The sequence below is a fragment of the Desulfovibrio sp. 6_1_46AFAA genome, from assembly GCF_000224635.1.
GTDB classification, from domain to species: domain Bacteria; phylum Desulfobacterota; class Desulfovibrionia; order Desulfovibrionales; family Desulfovibrionaceae; genus Desulfovibrio; species Desulfovibrio fairfieldensis.
The window spans coordinates 648,921-664,989 of record NZ_JH114302.1; the positions used below are offsets into that span (position 1 = coordinate 648,921).

The 16,069-nt window shown below is 52.9% G+C and carries 16 protein-coding genes; 10 read left to right on the top strand and 6 right to left on the bottom strand.

Annotated elements, in window-relative coordinates; genetic code table 11:
• Positions 1–107: 107 nt before the first annotated feature.
• From HMPREF1022_RS09490 to HMPREF1022_RS17355, 9 genes are read left to right on the top strand one after another with little or no spacing between them, the layout of a single operon-like run.
• Positions 108–974 carry a hypothetical protein gene (locus tag HMPREF1022_RS09490; protein WP_008681809.1) on the top strand — a complete coding sequence of 289 codons (867 nt, stop codon included), beginning with the start codon at positions 108–110 and terminating at the stop codon, positions 972–974.
• A 24-nt stretch (positions 975–998) separates the two neighbouring features.
• Complete coding sequence (locus HMPREF1022_RS09495) at positions 999–1,829, top strand: TIGR04325 family methyltransferase (RefSeq protein WP_009302911.1); 831 nt, start codon at positions 999–1,001, stop codon at positions 1,827–1,829.
• 2 nt (positions 1,830–1,831) lie between these two features.
• Positions 1,832–2,977, top strand: a complete 1,146-nt coding sequence (locus HMPREF1022_RS09500) for a DegT/DnrJ/EryC1/StrS family aminotransferase (protein WP_008681807.1) — start codon at positions 1,832–1,834, stop codon at positions 2,975–2,977.
• 21 nt (positions 2,978–2,998) lie between these two features.
• Complete coding sequence (locus HMPREF1022_RS09505; protein WP_008681806.1) at positions 2,999–3,976, top strand: NAD-dependent epimerase/dehydratase family protein; 978 nt, start codon at positions 2,999–3,001, stop codon at positions 3,974–3,976.
• Entirely contained in the window at positions 3,973–4,953 is a 981-nt protein-coding gene (locus HMPREF1022_RS09510; protein ID WP_008681805.1) for a hypothetical protein, read from the top strand. Before HMPREF1022_RS09505 ends, HMPREF1022_RS09510 begins: the two co-directional genes overlap by 4 nt.
• Before the next feature lie 46 nt (positions 4,954–4,999).
• Complete coding sequence (locus tag HMPREF1022_RS17345; protein ID WP_232221585.1) at positions 5,000–5,965, top strand: glycosyltransferase; 966 nt, start codon at positions 5,000–5,002, stop codon at positions 5,963–5,965.
• Between the two features lie 5 nt (positions 5,966–5,970).
• Positions 5,971–6,807 (top strand): glycosyltransferase family 2 protein, encoded by an 837-nt coding sequence (locus HMPREF1022_RS09515; protein ID WP_008681801.1) that lies wholly within the window; start codon positions 5,971–5,973, stop codon positions 6,805–6,807.
• Between the two features lie 3 nt (positions 6,808–6,810).
• Entirely contained in the window at positions 6,811–7,638 is an 828-nt protein-coding gene (locus tag HMPREF1022_RS17350; RefSeq protein ID WP_008681800.1) for a DUF5672 family protein, read from the top strand.
• 29 nt (positions 7,639–7,667) lie between these two features.
• A complete protein-coding gene (locus tag HMPREF1022_RS17355) occupies positions 7,668–9,383 on the top strand; it encodes a glycosyltransferase family 2 protein (RefSeq protein ID WP_008681799.1) in 1,716 nt (571 codons plus the stop codon).
• Between the two features lie 130 nt (positions 9,384–9,513).
• Here HMPREF1022_RS17355 and HMPREF1022_RS09520 read toward each other — a convergent pair whose 3' ends face one another.
• The 4 genes from HMPREF1022_RS09520 to HMPREF1022_RS09535 all read right to left on the bottom strand — a co-directional run bounded on the left by HMPREF1022_RS09520 (position 9,514) and on the right by HMPREF1022_RS09535 (position 13,323).
• The gene (locus HMPREF1022_RS09520; RefSeq protein WP_008681798.1) at positions 9,514–10,077 is read right to left on the bottom strand and encodes a tetratricopeptide repeat protein; all 564 of its coding nucleotides are present in this window, start codon (positions 10,075–10,077) and stop codon (positions 9,514–9,516) included.
• A gap of 866 nt (positions 10,078–10,943) precedes the next feature.
• The gene (cmk, locus tag HMPREF1022_RS09525; RefSeq protein ID WP_008681797.1) at positions 10,944–11,645 is read right to left on the bottom strand and encodes a (d)CMP kinase; all 702 of its coding nucleotides are present in this window, start codon (positions 11,643–11,645) and stop codon (positions 10,944–10,946) included.
• Complete coding sequence (gene hisC, locus HMPREF1022_RS09530; RefSeq protein ID WP_009302913.1) at positions 11,642–12,778, bottom strand: histidinol-phosphate transaminase; 1,137 nt, start codon at positions 12,776–12,778, stop codon at positions 11,642–11,644. Before hisC ends, cmk begins: the two co-directional genes overlap by 4 nt.
• Before the next feature lie 89 nt (positions 12,779–12,867).
• Entirely contained in the window at positions 12,868–13,323 is a 456-nt protein-coding gene (locus HMPREF1022_RS09535; RefSeq protein WP_008681795.1) for a universal stress protein, read from the bottom strand.
• 308 nt (positions 13,324–13,631) lie between these two features.
• Between HMPREF1022_RS09535 and HMPREF1022_RS09540 the strand changes: the two genes are divergently transcribed.
• A complete protein-coding gene (locus tag HMPREF1022_RS09540) occupies positions 13,632–14,147 on the top strand; it encodes a hypothetical protein (RefSeq protein WP_009302914.1) in 516 nt (171 codons plus the stop codon).
• Between the two features lie 170 nt (positions 14,148–14,317).
• On the opposite strand, the gene HMPREF1022_RS09545 is transcribed toward HMPREF1022_RS09540, so the two are convergent.
• Both HMPREF1022_RS09545 and HMPREF1022_RS09550 read right to left on the bottom strand, forming a co-directional pair.
• A complete protein-coding gene (locus HMPREF1022_RS09545) occupies positions 14,318–15,709 on the bottom strand; it encodes an outer membrane homotrimeric porin (RefSeq protein ID WP_009302915.1) in 1,392 nt (463 codons plus the stop codon).
• 62 nt (positions 15,710–15,771) lie between these two features.
• The gene (locus tag HMPREF1022_RS09550; RefSeq protein ID WP_009302916.1) at positions 15,772–16,047 is read right to left on the bottom strand and encodes an Arm DNA-binding domain-containing protein; all 276 of its coding nucleotides are present in this window, start codon (positions 16,045–16,047) and stop codon (positions 15,772–15,774) included.
• Positions 16,048–16,069 lie beyond the last annotated feature (22 nt).

Genomic DNA, 16,069 nt, shown 5'->3' on the forward strand with positions numbered 1-16,069 from the left:
TTTGCGTCAGGGCGACGAACAAATAAAAACAAACAAAGATTTTTCTGTTGAATTTACAAAGATTGCACAATAATTAAGCTCAAACCTTGCTACGATGGACGAAAAACATGGGAACAAAACAAATACTTCGAAAATTCTTGTCTTTTCCGGCGCGTATTTGGAGGGATAAACTGGTTTTTATCAGCATGTTATGCCCATTACCGGAACATCCTCAGTGCCCGAAGCCGATTAGAAAAAAAGATACCTGCTTGATTCTGGCAAATGGCCCTTCGGCCAAAAGCATCCTTCAGGAACTCATTGCTAAAAGAGAGCAATTTGATCTTTACACCATGAATTACGCTCAGCAGAACGACGTTTTTTCCCAGTTGCAACCCGTGATGCATATTCTGGCAGATCCAAATTTTTTCGAGTCAAATGTACACCCAAACATCAAAGATGCGCGCAACAAGCTTGCCGAAGTACTGCAAAATACAACCCATGGGTTACAAATTGCGGTGCCACTCAGATATTTCAGGCTGGCTCAAAATATTTATGATTCATCTTCTGTCGTTTTGACAAGCTTCCCTGACCGCTCCGTTTCGACCCAGAAGGTGTGGAACAAACAATTGGTTCAAAAAGGCTATTATAGCTTTGGTGCTCAAAGTGTGCCAAGCGCGGCATTGTACATGGCGCTGATGGCAGGATATAAAAAAATTTTGTTGGCCGGAGTTGATGCTGACTGGCTAAAGTCTATGAGCGTTGACCAGCACAACAAAGTATATTGGTTTGACAAGCATTACTATGACGGCAGCGCAAAAAAATGCTATTCAAACTCATCGTACAGCCAAGAGATCTCATCTATCTTTGGATATTTCTCTGAACTCCAAGAAATATATAACTATGCCAACAGTATTAATGTTAAAATTATCAATCTAAATCCGCAGTCAATGGTTGACATTTTCCCAAAACAGACACTTGATCAAATTGTGTTATAAAATATTTTTTGTATTGGATCACCCATGAAACTGAAGACTCTATGCAGGGAAATTCTTCCGCCCATTCTGTTGCGCTACATACAGAAATTCCACCATCGCAGCCACACTGAACAGGCTGTGACTTGGCAGGGCGACTATCCTGACTGGCAGAGCGCGGTTGCAGCTTCCACCGGCTACGATCAGGATGCTATTTTTGTAAGGGTTCGGGATGCGGCCAGAGCAGTGCGTGATGGCAAGGCTCTATGGGAGCGCGATTCCGTTTGTTTTGATCATGAAGAGCACAACCTGCCCTTGCTTTCAGCCCTCATGAGCGTGGCTGCCTGGAACAAGGGGCGTTTGCGGGTTCTTGATTTTGGTGGCGCGTTCGGCAGCACCTACTGGCAACACAAGCCCTTGCTGCAAAACCTGGACAGCCTTTCCTGGAATGTGGTGGAGCAGCCGCATGTTGTTTCCTGTGGCAGAGAAGAATTCAGTTCTGGTGAACTGCAGTTTTGGCCAGACATGCAATCCTGTGCCGCTAATGGGCCGATAGATGTGGTGCTGTTTTCCGCTGTGCTGCAATATCTAAAACTCCCTTATGCCTCCCTGGAGCAGTCTGCTGCTCTGAATCCGCAGGCTATCATCCTTGACCGAACCCCTTTTGCAGAAAAGGGCGAACGAATAACCGTGCAAAATGTTCCCCCGGAAATCTACCCGGCAAGTTATGCTTGCCGCTGGCTGGATGAAGAAAAGGTTCGCGGCATCCTCAAAAAAGCGTTCTCGTTAAGCCCCAAATGGCGAAGCCAGGTAGACCCGCCGGGCTTTTGGGGTATTATGGGGTATCATCAACAAATCATACTGAACTGTAGGGATTAAGCATGACCTCCTCTTTCACTCCCTTCGCCAATCCCCACGCGGCCTACGCCCAACGCAGGCAGGAAATTCTGGATTGCGTGGCCCGGGCTTTTGATGCTGGCCAATACATCCTTGGGCCGGAAGTCGAAGCATTTGAAAAGGATTTTGCTGCCTGGCTTGGTCTTGAACACGCGGCAGGGTGCGGCAGCGGTACTGACGCCATTGAGCTGGCCCTGCGTGCTTTGGGAGTTGGGCCGGGCAAGGCCGTGTTTACGGTATCACACACGGCGGTAGCCACTGTGGCGGCAATAGAGCGGGCGGGTGGGGTGCCCGTACTTGTGGATATTGATGCCGCCACATATACCATGGATCCGGCGTCTCTGGAAGAATCCGTTTTGCATCTGCAAACGCACCGATCGGATTTGACTCCGGCGGTAGTTATTCCTGTGCATATCTATGGGCATCCTTGCGACATGGATGCTATTACGGCCATAGCAAACCGACATGGCCTTGCGGTGCTTGAGGACTGCGCTCAAGCCCACGGTGCTCGCTATAGGGAGCGCATGGCCGGGACCATAGGCGCTGCCGCCGCTTTCAGCTTTTATCCCACAAAAAACCTGGGCGCGCTGGGCGATGGCGGGGCAGTCGCCACCAATGATGCCGCTCTGGCCGAAGAGTTGTCTGCCCTGCGTCAATACGGCTGGAAACAGCGCTACGTTAGTGCGGTTCCGGGCATCAACAGCCGTCTTGACCCGATACAGGCTGCCATACTGCGCATACAGTTGCGCTACCTGGATGCGGACAACGCCGCTCGGAGAAGTTTGGCGGCTCTCTATGCTGCCAAGCTCAATGCCTGCGGTCTGATTTTACCCCAAACAGCGCATTGGGCAAAACCGGCCTTCCATCTCTATGTCGTGCGTTGTCCAAGCGACAGAGAAAACTTTATGGATTTTTTACGCAAAAAAGGTGTTGGTACAGCCATCCACTATCCGCAACCAGTGCACTTGCAGCCCGCATACAGAACGCGTATTCTTGCGCCTTGCGGGCTTGCTGTCACTGAAAGCATTATGGATGAACTGGTCAGCCTGCCCATGTTTCCGCAGCTTGGCGCGGATGCTGTTGAACTGGTTTCTTCCGCTGTGCTGGCGTGGTGCAGTTTGGGTGCGTAAAACCGCAGTCAGGGAGTTTTTGTGGATTTTTCAGGAGCCAATGTTCTTATTACAGGCGGCGCCGGGTTCATCGGCGCCAATCTGGCCCGACATCTTGTAGATGCCGGGGCAACGGTGACCATTGCGGACAGTCTTATACCTGAATATGGCGGCAACTTGGCCAATCTGGAAGGCTTTCGACACAAGGTTTTTCTTAATATTACCGATGTGCGTGACACGCACGCCTTGAGCCACTTGATTCGAGGACAAGACTTCCTTTTCAATCTTGCGGGCCAGACAAGCCATATGGATTCCATGTCTGATCCCTTTACAGACCTGGAAATCAATGCCAAAGCGCAGCTTTCTATTTTGGAAGCATGCCGTGCACATAATCCTGGGGTGAAGATAGTCTTTGCAGGAACCCGCCAGATATACGGGCGACCAGACCATCTGCCGGTGGATGAAGATCACCCCATTCGGCCTGTGGATATCAATGGTATCCACAAGGTTGCGGGTGAATGGTATCATTTGCTTTACAATAATGTCTATGGGTTGCGTTCAACCGTGTTGCGACTGACTAATACCTATGGCCCCTGCATGCGTATCAAGGATGCACGCCAGACTTTTGTAGGTATTTGGATTCGTTTGATCTTAGAAGGCAAGCCTTTTGAGGTTTGGGGCGGCGAGCAGTTGCGCGACTTCACATATGTGGACGACTGCGTGGCGGCGCTACTTATGGCTGCGGCGAACCCCAAGGCGGATGGCCGCGTGTACAATCTGGGCGGAAATTCTGTAGTTAGTTTGCGCGAGTTGGCTGCAACTCTCATTGCTGTCCACAAGGGCGGAAGCTATGTGCTGCGCGAATTCCCGGCAGAACGGAAAAAGATTGATATCGGTGACTACTATTCCAAGGATGCGCGCATTCGGGGCGAATTGGGGTGGCGGCCAACTACTTCACTGGCGGAGGGGCTAAAGTGCAGTCTGGCCTATTTTGCGCCGCGCCTGGAGCAGTATTTGTGAGCACGCGCCATTTTTGCACATATTTTGATCACAACTATCTGCCGCGCGCCATGGTCATGCTGGAGAGTTTGCATAAGCACTGCCCGCATGCGCATGTGCATGTTCTGTGTCTTTCCGACCAGTGCCACGCGGCGCTGACCGCCTTTGCCTACCCCCATGTTTCACTGATTCGGCTGGAAGAATTGGAAAGGGCAGACCCCGAATTGGCCGCCACGCGCGCAGCGCGCAGCCTTATCGAATATTACTTCACCATTACACCCTGCCTTCCGTGGTATATTTTGGCAAAGGATAACGGCATCAAGGAAATTACCTATCTTGATGCAGACATGATGTTTTTTTCATCGCCTGAGCCAATTTTTGAAGAAGCCGGGGATGCCTCGGTCATCATCACGCCGCACAGATTCTCGGAAAATCTGAAAGACAGGGAGTGTTATGGTCTGTACAATGTGAGCTGGCTGACGTTCACTCAAACAAACAATGGTCTAGAATGTTTGAGTTGGTATCGTGATGCTTGTCTGAATTGGTGTAAGGATGAGCTAGAAGAGGATCGATTTGCGGATCAAAAGTACCTTAATAATTTTCAACAACAATTTCAAGGTGTTCATGTTATAGCACATGGTGGTGGCGGTGTTGCCCCGTGGAATTTGGCAGGGGCAGTCATTGAGTGGCACAGCTCTGGCCCACACATAAATGGTTCCCCCATAATTTTTTACCACGCGCACGGCTTTAAACATCTTTGGGGGCCACTGTTTGCTTCAGGATTATCCGAGTATAGAACCGCCATCTATTCAGAAAACCTTCGATTTTTTCTTGAGACATACGCACAGAAATTAAAATTTGCGATGGAGAATGTACGGCGTGTTTCAAAAGAAAGAGAGAATAACGGGATACGCCGAAATAAGAAAAAATCTTTATACACTTTGCCATTACAAGTGTTCTATGAGTACAGAAAGAATACACTTCTTTTTTTAGCCTAAGATTACAGACCTTTTATTTTTAATCCTGTTTTCATTGTTAAATAATATGGATAACCTTGATATGCGATGTATATATATTATAACCCCAAGTTTTAACGCTGTAGAAACAATAGAAGAGACATTATATAGCGTCTTTAGCCAAAGAGGTGAATACGTCATCCACTACCATGTCCAAGATGGCACATCTTGTGATGGAACACAGAATAAACTCGAAAAATTTGCACGCGACATAAGCACGATAGATCTAAATGGCTCATTTATTTTTTCTTGGTGCTCACAGCCCGATAAAGGAATGTATCACGCCATCAGTTTGGCTGTTGCGCATCTTAACATTCCTGAAGAAGCATTTATGGGGTGGATTAATGCAGATGATCTGCTCTATGCAGGATGCATTGCAAACTTGTTTAAAGTGGTGAAAGTTCTTCCTCAAGTACAGTGGGTTGGCGGAAAACCTATGATGATTGATATGGCTGGAAATATTATACCTAGAAAAAGTTTTGATTGGTATGGGCAGCAGCTCATCCGAAATGGCCTATGTGATGGGGTACATTGGCCATATATACAACAGGAAGGAACATTTTGGCGGAAGTGGCTTTGGGATGCTGCTGGCGGAATCAACTCGGACTTACGACTGGCGGGTGATTGGGACCTATGGCGGCGGATGGCGGAACACTCGCCATACATACAGTTACCGTGGCATATGGGAGTGTTCCGCAAACGTTATGGGCAGCTCAGCTCGAATATTTCGGCCTACAATGAAGAGATTAACAGCCTCTCCCCTATTGTTTCGCGCTATAAATATCTACGGAACGTATCTATAGAAACATCAACTTTTTTTGCACCCACCGTGGTGTCTATTGGTGAGAATCATTTTCAATTGGTTGAAGTGCCACTCAGCCTAAGGCTTGGATGCAAAATGAGGATTCGCTTGTTTTTGCTGAGCCTTGGATTACACTCTTTTGTTGCTGTTTGTCAGAAGATATTACGTGCTCTCAAGGGCGGTAAAGGTTAACTCGCATGTGGGACTATTTTTTCACCATCATCACCTCGACGTACAATGCCGGCTCCACCTTGCCTCGTCTCCTGGAGTCGCTTGCTGGGCAGACGTGTCGTGATTTTGAGCTTATCATTCAGGACGGCGCATCCAGGGATAATACCCTGGATGTTCTCCAGTCATACGCTTCACGCCTTCCGTCTGTTTCAATTGCATCTGAACCAGACAGTGGTATTTATAATGCGTGGAATAAAGCTGTGCAGCGCATCCAGGGGCAATGGGTAATATTTCTTGGCGCTGATGATTGCCTCGTGTCGCCTGATTCATTGGAGATAGTGCGTCAAAAATTATTGCCCTTACCTGCTTCAGTTGTCTTCGGTGCGGGCGATGTCTTTATTTGTGACGATGATAATGAGTTGTTTCTTATGCGAGGGCTTGACGGCGATGTTGCCAAGAAGCTGCGTGCGGGTGAGCCAGCCGTGCATTCGGCCCTTTTTCAGCGTGCGTGCCTGTTTGCCGGCACGCCATTTGACGAGTCATTCAAAGTAGTTGGCGATTATGATTTTGTGGCCCGTCTTTGGCGAAATGATGAAGATGGGCACTATCTTGATATTCCGGTAACGCGCATGAGCATTGGCGGTGCTACGAGTAACCTGAGAACCATGCTGCGCTATCGTTATGAAAAAGTGCGTGTCATGAAGAGATATTACGGCGTTGGGGCGACCTTGCCGCATCTGCCTGGCCTGGTAAAGGGGCTTTTGCCTTTTGCGCTTTCCCGAATGTTTTCGCCGCAGCGAGCAGTCTTTATCTATAATAAAATTCGTATATTACGAAAATTAAAAGCAGCGTATATCAAGTAAAATATGAATTCTCACGCCGTTGCCATTATTGCCTACAGGTCTGAACCAGATAATGATGAATTGGCCTCTCTACGGCAATGCTTTGTTACGCTGGGGCAGCATCCTCTGTTGTTGATTTGCCCAGAGTCTTTGCAGCCAGCCAGCTACCTGCGTGAGGCTGCGCTTGCCGGTGTGCGCCTGAGCCTTGTTCGGTTTTCGGATCACTGGTTCCGCAGTGTGAGCACATACAACAAGCTGATGTTGAGTGTTGATTTTTATGAACAGCTAAGCATGTATGAGTATTTGCTTATATACCAGCTTGATGCATGGGTGTTCTCCGATGCATTGGACAGCTGGTGTGCACGGGGATACAGCTATGTAGGCGCTCCTTTCTTCAATGACCGTGATGAATTGTTCCCTTTTGCTGGCAATGGAGGCTTTTCTTTGCGAAAAGTGTCTGCTTTTCTTGCTCTATTGCATGGCTCAGTAAATAGGAAGGAATACAATTATGATTTTATGACTATTCATCTCCCTGCTAGGACAAAACTTAGAGGGCAATTAAAACGTATTTTGCACGGGGGTGAAATGTGTCTTTGCCGATTGTCCTCAAAATGGTATTGTCGTTTAATACCAGACCATGAAGATTTTATTTTTGCCAAGGCTTTTTCATTGCTCGGGGTTGATAATGTTCCTCTGCCGCAAGAGGCTGCTTATTTTTCTTTTGAGCGCTGCCCTGAATTATTATTTTCATGGACAAAGGGAAACCTTCCATTTGGATGTCATGCTTATAGGAAATATGGGCGATCATTTTGGAATAAATGGATAATACCAGGCAGCGTTTCATGTAAATAAACAGGCAAAATCTGATATGCTGTAATATAATGCAAATTGAACAAACAATTCTTTCAATTATTATTGCTACGCACAATGCTGCTGAACTTTTATGCTATACCTTGACAAGTATCCCTCGTGACTCTTCATTTAGTTTTGAGGTGATTATTCAGGACGGCGCATCATCGGACAGCACTTGCTGCGTTGTGCAGAAATTTACTCATCTCCCAATATCTTTTGAAAGTATATCCGATAATGGTGTCTATGATGCTTGGAATAAAGCTCTCACCAGGATGCGTGGTCAGTGGGTGATTTTTTCTGGTGCAGGAGATTACTTTGACTGGCCTGTCTTGGAGTGTTGTGTGGCGGCCCTGCGGAGCCTGCCGAAGTTTGTAGATTTTTATGCCACGCCTATACGACTGATAACGCCATCTGGGGCTAGCTTGGAGCTGATGAAGCCCTCCGCTAGACCCTTGCATGACTTGCCGCAAGGTATGTGTCTTCCGCATCCAGGCATCTTTCATCGTAGTAGTCTTTTTCACGAACATCGGTTTAGTACAAACTGTCGCATTGCCGGAGATTATGATTTTTTGTGTCGTACAGTGCGGAGAGACAATGTTGCCATCGGGGAAAATTTCTTTGTATCCATGCTGACCGGGGGAATAAGCGGCTGTATGGATACCATGTTTTCCAGTGAAAAGGAGTTGCTACACATATCGAGAAAATATTTCCCCGGCGTTATACCTTTGAAACCGCTGTTACGGCTTTTGCGTAGTGGCAGCTATTTGGTAATACACCGTTTCTTTGGTTCACGGATTGCTGGCTATTGGGCGGATCTGCCCCGTCTGATGCAAGGCAAACAACGTCTTTGGAGTTTGCCTGCTAGTCTTTCGCCTTCAATGCTACCGGAATCAGGTAAAGAGCCATATATTGATTTGATGATCGCTACTCTTGGCCGTGAGTATGAACTCGGTCGTCTGCTCGCATCGCTGGAGAAGCAGACCTACAAAAATTTTCATATCTGGCTGGCGGATCAAAATCCTCCCGGTTTTTTAGACGACATGCTGGCATCCCACTCAGGCTTGCCTCTTACGAGAATAATATTGCCTTCACGCGGCGTATCCACTGCCCGCAATGCATTACTGCCCATGGCGCAGGGGGAATTGATCGCCTTCCCGGACGACGACTGCTGGTATGCCCCGGATACGCTTGCAAACGTTGTGGATGCCTTTCGCAAACATCCTCAGTGTGGCGCGCTGCTGGGAACATGGGGGCCCCGTGAAGATATGCCTCCACCGTGCTCTAAAGAAGGGCCGGTAGGCCGGATTGATTTGTTCCGGCAAGGGGGAACATGTGTACAGTTTTTCAGGAAGGAAGTGATAGAAGGTATTCGTTTTGATCCTGTCCTGGGGCCAGGAACCGGACTACCGTATGGATGCGGGGAAGATACTGATTTTTTGCTCTATGTCCATGCGAGGACCAAGGTATGTCGTTGTTCGAGTATACGGGTTTTCCATCCTTCACCACTCAATACCCTTCCCAATAAGGATAAAATCCAGTCGTACGCCTCCGGCAGAATATTTTTATTGCGCAAGCATAAATTTTCTCTTTGGTTTCAAATTGCCACTGTATTTTTTCCATTATGCATGATGCCCATAGACGGGTTGCGAAGAGGACGGCGGGGGATTGTGTACCGGTGGACGATGTTCCGGGCACGTCTTTGTGCTTTTTTCGCACAACGGACAACAGAACGCCGACGTGGATGATCCGCGTCGGCGCTGCTTCCCCTGAAGAAGAGATTTTCCGGCCCCAGGCACCCGCCGGGGGCCGGAAAATCGTGTGGGGAGGGGAGTATCTGTTGGCTGCTTCAAGGCCGGGCGTGCGCCCGGCCTTGTCTTACGCGGCCATGGTGTCGAAAAGTTCCTTGGCGTTGTTATTGGACGGATTGGCGCCCAGCACGGTTTCCAGGTGCTGGCGGGCTTCGTCGCTGCGGCCCAGGTAGATCAGGCAGCCGGCCAGGGTCACGCGCACGGCCTCGGCTTCTTCGCTGCAGGCCAGAGCGGCTTCCAGGTAGGGCAGAACCTGTTCCACGCAGCCCAGCTGATAGGCTTCGCGCACCAGGCAGTTCAATGCCACAATGTTGGCGGCGGATTTATCCAGCGCGCGGGCAAAGTGGCTGAAGGCGTCTTCGTGTTTGCCCTGTTCCATGTAGACCAGTCCGATACCGCAGAGGGCCTTGTCGGTTTCTTCCACGGCGGCGGCTTTCTGATAGAGCACCAGGGCTTTTTCCAGTTCGGAACGCTGCACGGCCACGGTGGCCAGCCCCATGTAGGGCGCGGCGCTTTGGGCATTGTTGCTGGCGGCCTTGCGGTAGTATTCCTCGGCCTTGTCAAAATCGCCCATGAAAAGATAGCACTCGCCCAATTCCTTATTGATTTCGTAATCCAGTTGGTTGTCCATGTTGTCCTCCCCATGAGGCTGTTTCCCACACCGGCGCCGTATGCGCCTGTGGCTTGTGCCCTCCTCATATGCACTGCCTATGCCACCTGAAATAAAAGTTAATAAAATCAGCGGAATTTTTTCTAAAAAATATCTCACAAGCGGGATGCATGCGCCGTAATGATGTGCACGCGCCAAAGACTTGTCGCGCTGGGGGGAGGGCAATCGGCAATTTTTGCCGTGAACAGGAAATTTCTGCCGGGGTTATGGTGAACTGGGTTTTGGGAAATACGGCGAGAGAAAGAGATGATATGGCGGGACAAAAATCATCGTCCCGCCAAACCGAGCGACAGGACATCTCGACAGTGAAAGGAGAAAGAAAAGAGTGAGAGATGGTGCGCATTATGCCGCCCCGGAAGCGCAAAGCCTGCACGCTGTCGTCCAAGGTAACGCCCTGAGTCATAGGGATGGACCAAAGAGGATTCGCCTTGGTCGTCTCTGTTGGCCAAGGACAAGCCTTTATAGGAAACGGCGGCGGAGAAGGGGAAGTGGCGGAAGGGAAAACCTCATCTCAGCTCTTGCGCCGGAGCCTCGAAACCTTGGCATCCGCTGGCCATTAGAGCATTTTACATTTGAAATGTTACACATTTCAAACGTTACGCCGCCCGGGTACTGCGGAAGCGGCAGCTGTTGGCGAGTCTTCGAGCCATACGAATACCGGCAGCAATGTTAAAACGCGGTTTATCGCTGCTGTCGATGCCCTTAAGCCCTTTTGGGCTAACGGGCACGGCTGCCGTGACTTGCTCTAATAATTACTGGAAACCGCAGAGGTGCCGTCGAGGTCCGCCTGGACGGCGACAGCAGAACAAGGGATAAAACGCCTTTCCCTATTTCGCCTGTGAGAATAAGGCCTGCGTGCCGCCGTGCACATTGATATAGTGCAGCATCACGCCCAAAACGCCTTCAATATCCAGCTGGGATGTATCCACAATCAAGGCATCCGTAGCCGGACGCAGAGGGGCCACAGTTCGATTGCGGTCCAGGGCGTCGCGCTGCCGGATCTGTTCGGTCAGGGCGGTCAGTTCCGCATGCTCGCCCCGGTTTTCCAGGTCGCGCAGGCGGCGCATGGCGCGCACTTCGGGCGCGGCGTCCAGAAAAAACTTGAAGCGCGCATCCGGAAAGACCACAGTGCCCATATCCCGGCCCTCCGCCACCAGGGGCGAGCGTTCGCCCATGGCCCGTTGCGCCCGACGCAGCACGTCGCGCACCACCGGCACTGTGCCGATGCGCGCGGCCAACATGCCCACTTCTTCAGTGCGCACTTCGCCGCGCACGGCTTGGCCGTTGCAGAACAGCGTGGCGCTCTGGCCCCTGCCCGCGATGCTGAAAGTCCACTGGCCGCAACGCTCGCGCAGTTCGTCCTCGGGCAGATGCTCCGCGCCGGGGCCCAGTTTGAGGGCCAGGCAGCGGAACATGGCCCCGGTGTCCAGATAGGCCAGACCCAGGCTTTCGGCCATGCGCCGGGCCAGGGTGGTTTTGCCCACGCCCGCAGGGCCGTCCAGGGTCACCACCGGTAGGCGTCCACTCATGCTCGCCTCCCTTCGGACTCGGTCAGAATGTCGCGCATGGCGGCAAGAAAAGCCGTATTTTCTTTGGCATTGCCCACGCTGACGCGCAAGTGTTCCGGCAGATTGTAACTGTTCAGCGGGCGGATGATGATGCCTCGCCGGAGCAGACCCTCAAAGCAGTCCCTGGCCGTACCCGCGCTCGGAGGCAGTTGGAAAAGCAAAAAGTTGGCCGCGCTGGGCCAGACCGTGCAACCCAACTCCGCGAGGCCGTCGCACAGTGTGGCGCGTCCCTGGCGCACAGCGTCCAAAGTTGCCCGACGGAAGGCCGTGTCCGACAGGGCGGCCAGCGCCGCCTCTTCCGCCAGGATGTTGACGGAGAAGGGCAGACGCGCCCGCCAGAAATATTCGGCCAGAGCGGACGGCAGCACCCCGTAGCCCAGGCGCAGCCCGGCCAGGCCCCAGCTTTTGGAGAAGGTGCGCAGAAAGGCCGTGTTCTCCGGCAGCGTGCCCGAGGCCAGGAGGGATGCGCTTGCCTCGTTTTCGGCAAAATCCATATAGGCCTCGTCCACCACCAGCAGGCAGTCCGGCGCGAGCCCGGCCAAACGCCGGGCCAGGTCCGTCACAGCCTCGCGCGGCGGGCAGTAGCCTGAGGGATTGTCCGGGGTGGTCACGAAAACCAGACGGGTGCTCTGGTCCACCAGACCGAGCAGCGCGTCGAAATTGAAGGAAAAATCCTTTTCCAGCGGGCAGCGACGGACCTCCACGCCCGAAATCCGACCCTGAATGGGGTAAATGCTGAAGCAGGGCTCAAAGCAGGCCAGGGAATGTTTGCCCGGTTCGGCCAGGATGCGGATCAGCAGATCAATGATTTCATCGGAGCCGTTGCCCACAGCTACCCGGCACGGGTCCACCCCGTGCAGTCCGGCCAAGGCGTGGACCAGACGCGGATTGCCGCCCTGGGGATAGCGGAACAGAAACGGCGCGTGGCGGCGCACGGCTTCCTGGGCCAGAGGCGAAGCCCCCAACGGGTTTTCATTGCTGGCCATTTTGATGACCTGGGAAAGGCCGTATTTCTGCTGGATTTCCGCAATGGAAAGCCCCGGCACGTAGGCGTCGAGCTCCCGGATGTGTGGGCGCACGCTGATCTCGGACATGGTCACCCCAAAAAAAAGCCGCCGCTGGCGCGGCGGCTGGCAGGCGTTGCGTGGCGGCGGGAAAAGGTCCCCGTCGCCGTCACGGCGGATTATTCCCCGATGGGTTCTGCGGGACGGATGGTCAGCACGGGCATGTCGGCATTCTTGACCACCTTTTCGGCTACGGAACCGAAAAGAATGCGGTCAATGCCCTTGCGGCCGTGGGTGCCCATGACAATGATGTCCACCTTTTCCTCGTGGGCGCGGTTCAGAATTTCCTCGGCCGCATAGCCGATGAGCACTTGGCCTTTGGCTTCCACGCCGGCGAAGTTCTCGGCCACGAAGGCCTCCATGGACTTTTCCGCGCCGGTGACGATTTCACCCACGAAGTTCTCAATGGTATTGGGCGGCACATGAAAACCCACATACTGGCTCAGAGAGGGAGCCGTATACACGACGAGGACGCCGGCACCCAGGCCCTTGGCCAGCAGGACCGCGTATTCGGCCACGGCCTTGCTGTGCTCGGAGAGGTCCACAGCGCAAAGAATCTTCTTGATTTCCTTCATGGCAAGCTCCATTTCCCCTGCGGGCTGCTAGTGTGACTGGGGAGCTCCCGGCAGGGGCGGAAAATTCCCCCGCCCTAGCCGAAGGCGCGCCCGGCCTGAAACCGAACGCTCTAACCCTGTAACTTGTATAAAAGCATAGAGTTTTTTTGGATAATAGACAAGGGCTTTTACAAAGCATATGCTCTGGGCATGGGAAATTTTTTCCTCCCCCAAGTGGGCGAATGTTGAAAAAAACAACAGGTTAGCCATCGTTTTTCTGTGGCAGAGTTTTTGCATATTTGGAGCGGAACGCCAACCCTGGAGGCGATATGGAAATTAATACCGAACAATTGGAAGCTCTGCTGCGCCAACAGGAGCAGCAGGCCGGGACGGTCCGCAGACAGACGGGCCAGAGCGGCGGTTTTGACGCCATTCTGGCCCAGCAGCTGGGAACCGGCACGGAACAGGCAAATGCCGCGGCCAGCCCGCTCTCACCCGGAGCGGCGCAGGCCGGGATGATCAGCCAGATGCTGTTGAACGGCGCGGGACAGAGCCAGGCTGCCGATCCCGATGCGGAGGTTCTGCAGGAAGCCTTTAACCAGGCATCCGGCACGTTGGATCTCTGGGATTCCTATGCCAAAACCCTGGGTTCGTCCGCTGACGGGGGTTCCCTGCGCGACGCGTATGCCCTGTTGCAGGGCATCGACAGCCAGGTGACCCAGATCAAGCAGGGCACAGCCGGTGTGCGCGGCAAAAACCCCGGTTTCGATTCGTTGCTGAACGAGCTGGAAGTGATGACCGCCACGGAAAAATTCAAATTCAACCGGGGCGATTACAACGTGTAAGCGCCTTGCGTAGCTTGTTATGTTAAGAGCTGCGGATTTCAGGGGATCCGCGGTTCTTTTGTTATGCAGACGCCTGCGTGTGGCTGTCGAAATGCGCAAAGCCCATACGAAAAGGGGAGCCTTGTGGGCTCCCCTTTGTCTGTCTGAAGATGTTGTTGCGTCCCTGAAGCTTAGAAAGCGTATACGAAGCTCAGGTTGACATTCCAGGGATCGCGTTCCTGGTCGCTTTTGCCGTTCATGGTGCTGCGGCCCCAGACGGACTTGGAGTGATCGATCCAGGTGGCCAGGTAAGCGGCGTCCAGCATGACGGTGAAGTTTTCGTACATCTGGTAGGTGTTGGTCAGGCCGATTTCCAGGGCGCTGTCGCTGGTGGTCATGTACAGCGGGTCTTCGCCAAGCCCACCGGCATTCGGGCCGTCATAGTAACCGTTGCCAGTGAAATACCGACCGGAAGTGGTGCCGGAAGAGAGGTACTTCTTGGCCATGGACGGGCTGTTGGTGCCGCCGATGTAGTTCACGCGCAGGGTGTGCTTGAGGTCTTCCACAAAGCTCACGTCCTTCACGCGGGCGCCGATGCCCCAGGTGCCGGACATGCTGTAGCCCAACTGGCCTTCACGGGCAATGTAGGGATTGCCGTTAAAGGCGAAGTTGGAGAAGCCGTTGTTATTGTTGTTCACGCTCAGGCTGGGCATGCGCTCGGAACCGTTGGCCGGGTTGCTGTCGTCGCCGGAACCGTACCAGCCGTACAGACCGGGAATGCCCCAATCCATCTTGTATTCGAAGAGCAGGGAGGCCAGCCAGCCCTGACGGTTCAGGCGGCTGTCGTCATACTGCACGGAACCGTAGTTGAAATCCCAGGCAATGCGGAAGGGATCCCACATGGTCACTTCGCCGGTCAGGCCGGCCCACCAGGCGGTGCCGTAGGAATTCAGCTTCTTGTTATCAAGACTGCCGTCCTTGTGACGGGCTCCACCCACTGGGAACATCCCGGCGGCGGGATACTTATTGGAGGTACCGGCCACATCGAAATAGTTGCGACCGTCGGGGTTATCATCCTTGTCGTACTTCTGCTTCGCAAAGGCATTAGGACCGATGGCGGCCATCATGCCCCAGGGGGTCACTTTCATGCCGTCAAAGGACAGGGGCAGCAGCAGAGCGAAAGCATCCACATTGTCCATGTAGTTGGCTTCATAGCCCTTGTCGTAGCCATCCTTATACCAGCCTTCGAAATTATCGTTAAAGGGGCGAGCCCACAAAGCGGTGAGGCCCACGTTTTCGTTGAACTGGTAGCTGGCGACCACACCGGCCACGTCGTCATTGAACACGTTGCTACCGGTGGTCATGCTGGGCAGGGCCACGCCCTGAATGCCCATGCGCACCTTCAGGTCGGTCTGGGGCACCATCCAGTCGATATAGGCGTTCTTCAGCTTCACCACGTCGTTACCGTCCGCGCCCAGCGCACCACCGTTCTTGCTGTCTTTGCCCCAGGTCTGGGCGCCGATTTCAAAGAAGACCGTGCCGGACAGGGCTTCAGAAGCCACGGCATCCAACTGCAAACGCACACGCTGCTTGGCTTCGAATTCGTCTTCGCCGCCTTTGCTTTTCGCACTGCCGTTGTAGCCGGTCAGGCCGTTGCCGCCGGTGAACTTGCCGTTCTGGGATCAATATGTTCCAGCAACAGTTTTTTGGCCGCTTCCCGTCGTTCCCGGGCCTCCCGCAGACTGAGCCCGGGCCAGGGGCCGATGACCAGCAGTTTCTGGCGGCCCAGGTAGCGGTACGCCAGCCGCCAGGATTTTCCGCCCTTGGGCGAGACGTACAAAAAAAGCCCGCCCCCGTCAGCGAGCTTTTGGGCCTTGCCGTTGCCGGTGACGGCGCGGACGGCTTTTTCCGTGAGTTTCATGCTTCCTCCTTGGCGGCTGGAT

Coding starts and splice junctions, on each gene's coding strand:
- HMPREF1022_RS09535 (WP_008681795.1), bottom strand. CDS start 13,323: ATGAAGGAAATCAAGAAGATTCTTTGCGCTGTGGACCTCTCCGAGCAC.
- HMPREF1022_RS09490 (WP_008681809.1), top strand. CDS start 108: ATGGGAACAAAACAAATACTTCGAAAATTCTTGTCTTTTCCGGCGCGT.
- HMPREF1022_RS17355 (WP_008681799.1), top strand. CDS start 7,668: ATGCAAATTGAACAAACAATTCTTTCAATTATTATTGCTACGCACAAT.
- cmk (WP_008681797.1), bottom strand. CDS start 11,645: ATGAGTGGACGCCTACCGGTGGTGACCCTGGACGGCCCTGCGGGCGTG.
- HMPREF1022_RS09520 (WP_008681798.1), bottom strand. CDS start 10,077: ATGGACAACCAACTGGATTACGAAATCAATAAGGAATTGGGCGAGTGC.
- HMPREF1022_RS09495 (WP_009302911.1), top strand. CDS start 999: ATGAAACTGAAGACTCTATGCAGGGAAATTCTTCCGCCCATTCTGTTG.
- HMPREF1022_RS17350 (WP_008681800.1), top strand. CDS start 6,811: ATGAATTCTCACGCCGTTGCCATTATTGCCTACAGGTCTGAACCAGAT.
- HMPREF1022_RS09515 (WP_008681801.1), top strand. CDS start 5,971: ATGTGGGACTATTTTTTCACCATCATCACCTCGACGTACAATGCCGGC.
- HMPREF1022_RS17345 (WP_232221585.1), top strand. CDS start 5,000: ATGGATAACCTTGATATGCGATGTATATATATTATAACCCCAAGTTTT.
- HMPREF1022_RS09540 (WP_009302914.1), top strand. CDS start 13,632: ATGGAAATTAATACCGAACAATTGGAAGCTCTGCTGCGCCAACAGGAG.
- hisC (WP_009302913.1), bottom strand. CDS start 12,778: ATGTCCGAGATCAGCGTGCGCCCACACATCCGGGAGCTCGACGCCTAC.
- HMPREF1022_RS09500 (WP_008681807.1), top strand. CDS start 1,832: ATGACCTCCTCTTTCACTCCCTTCGCCAATCCCCACGCGGCCTACGCC.
- HMPREF1022_RS09550 (WP_009302916.1), bottom strand. CDS start 16,047: ATGAAACTCACGGAAAAAGCCGTCCGCGCCGTCACCGGCAACGGCAAG.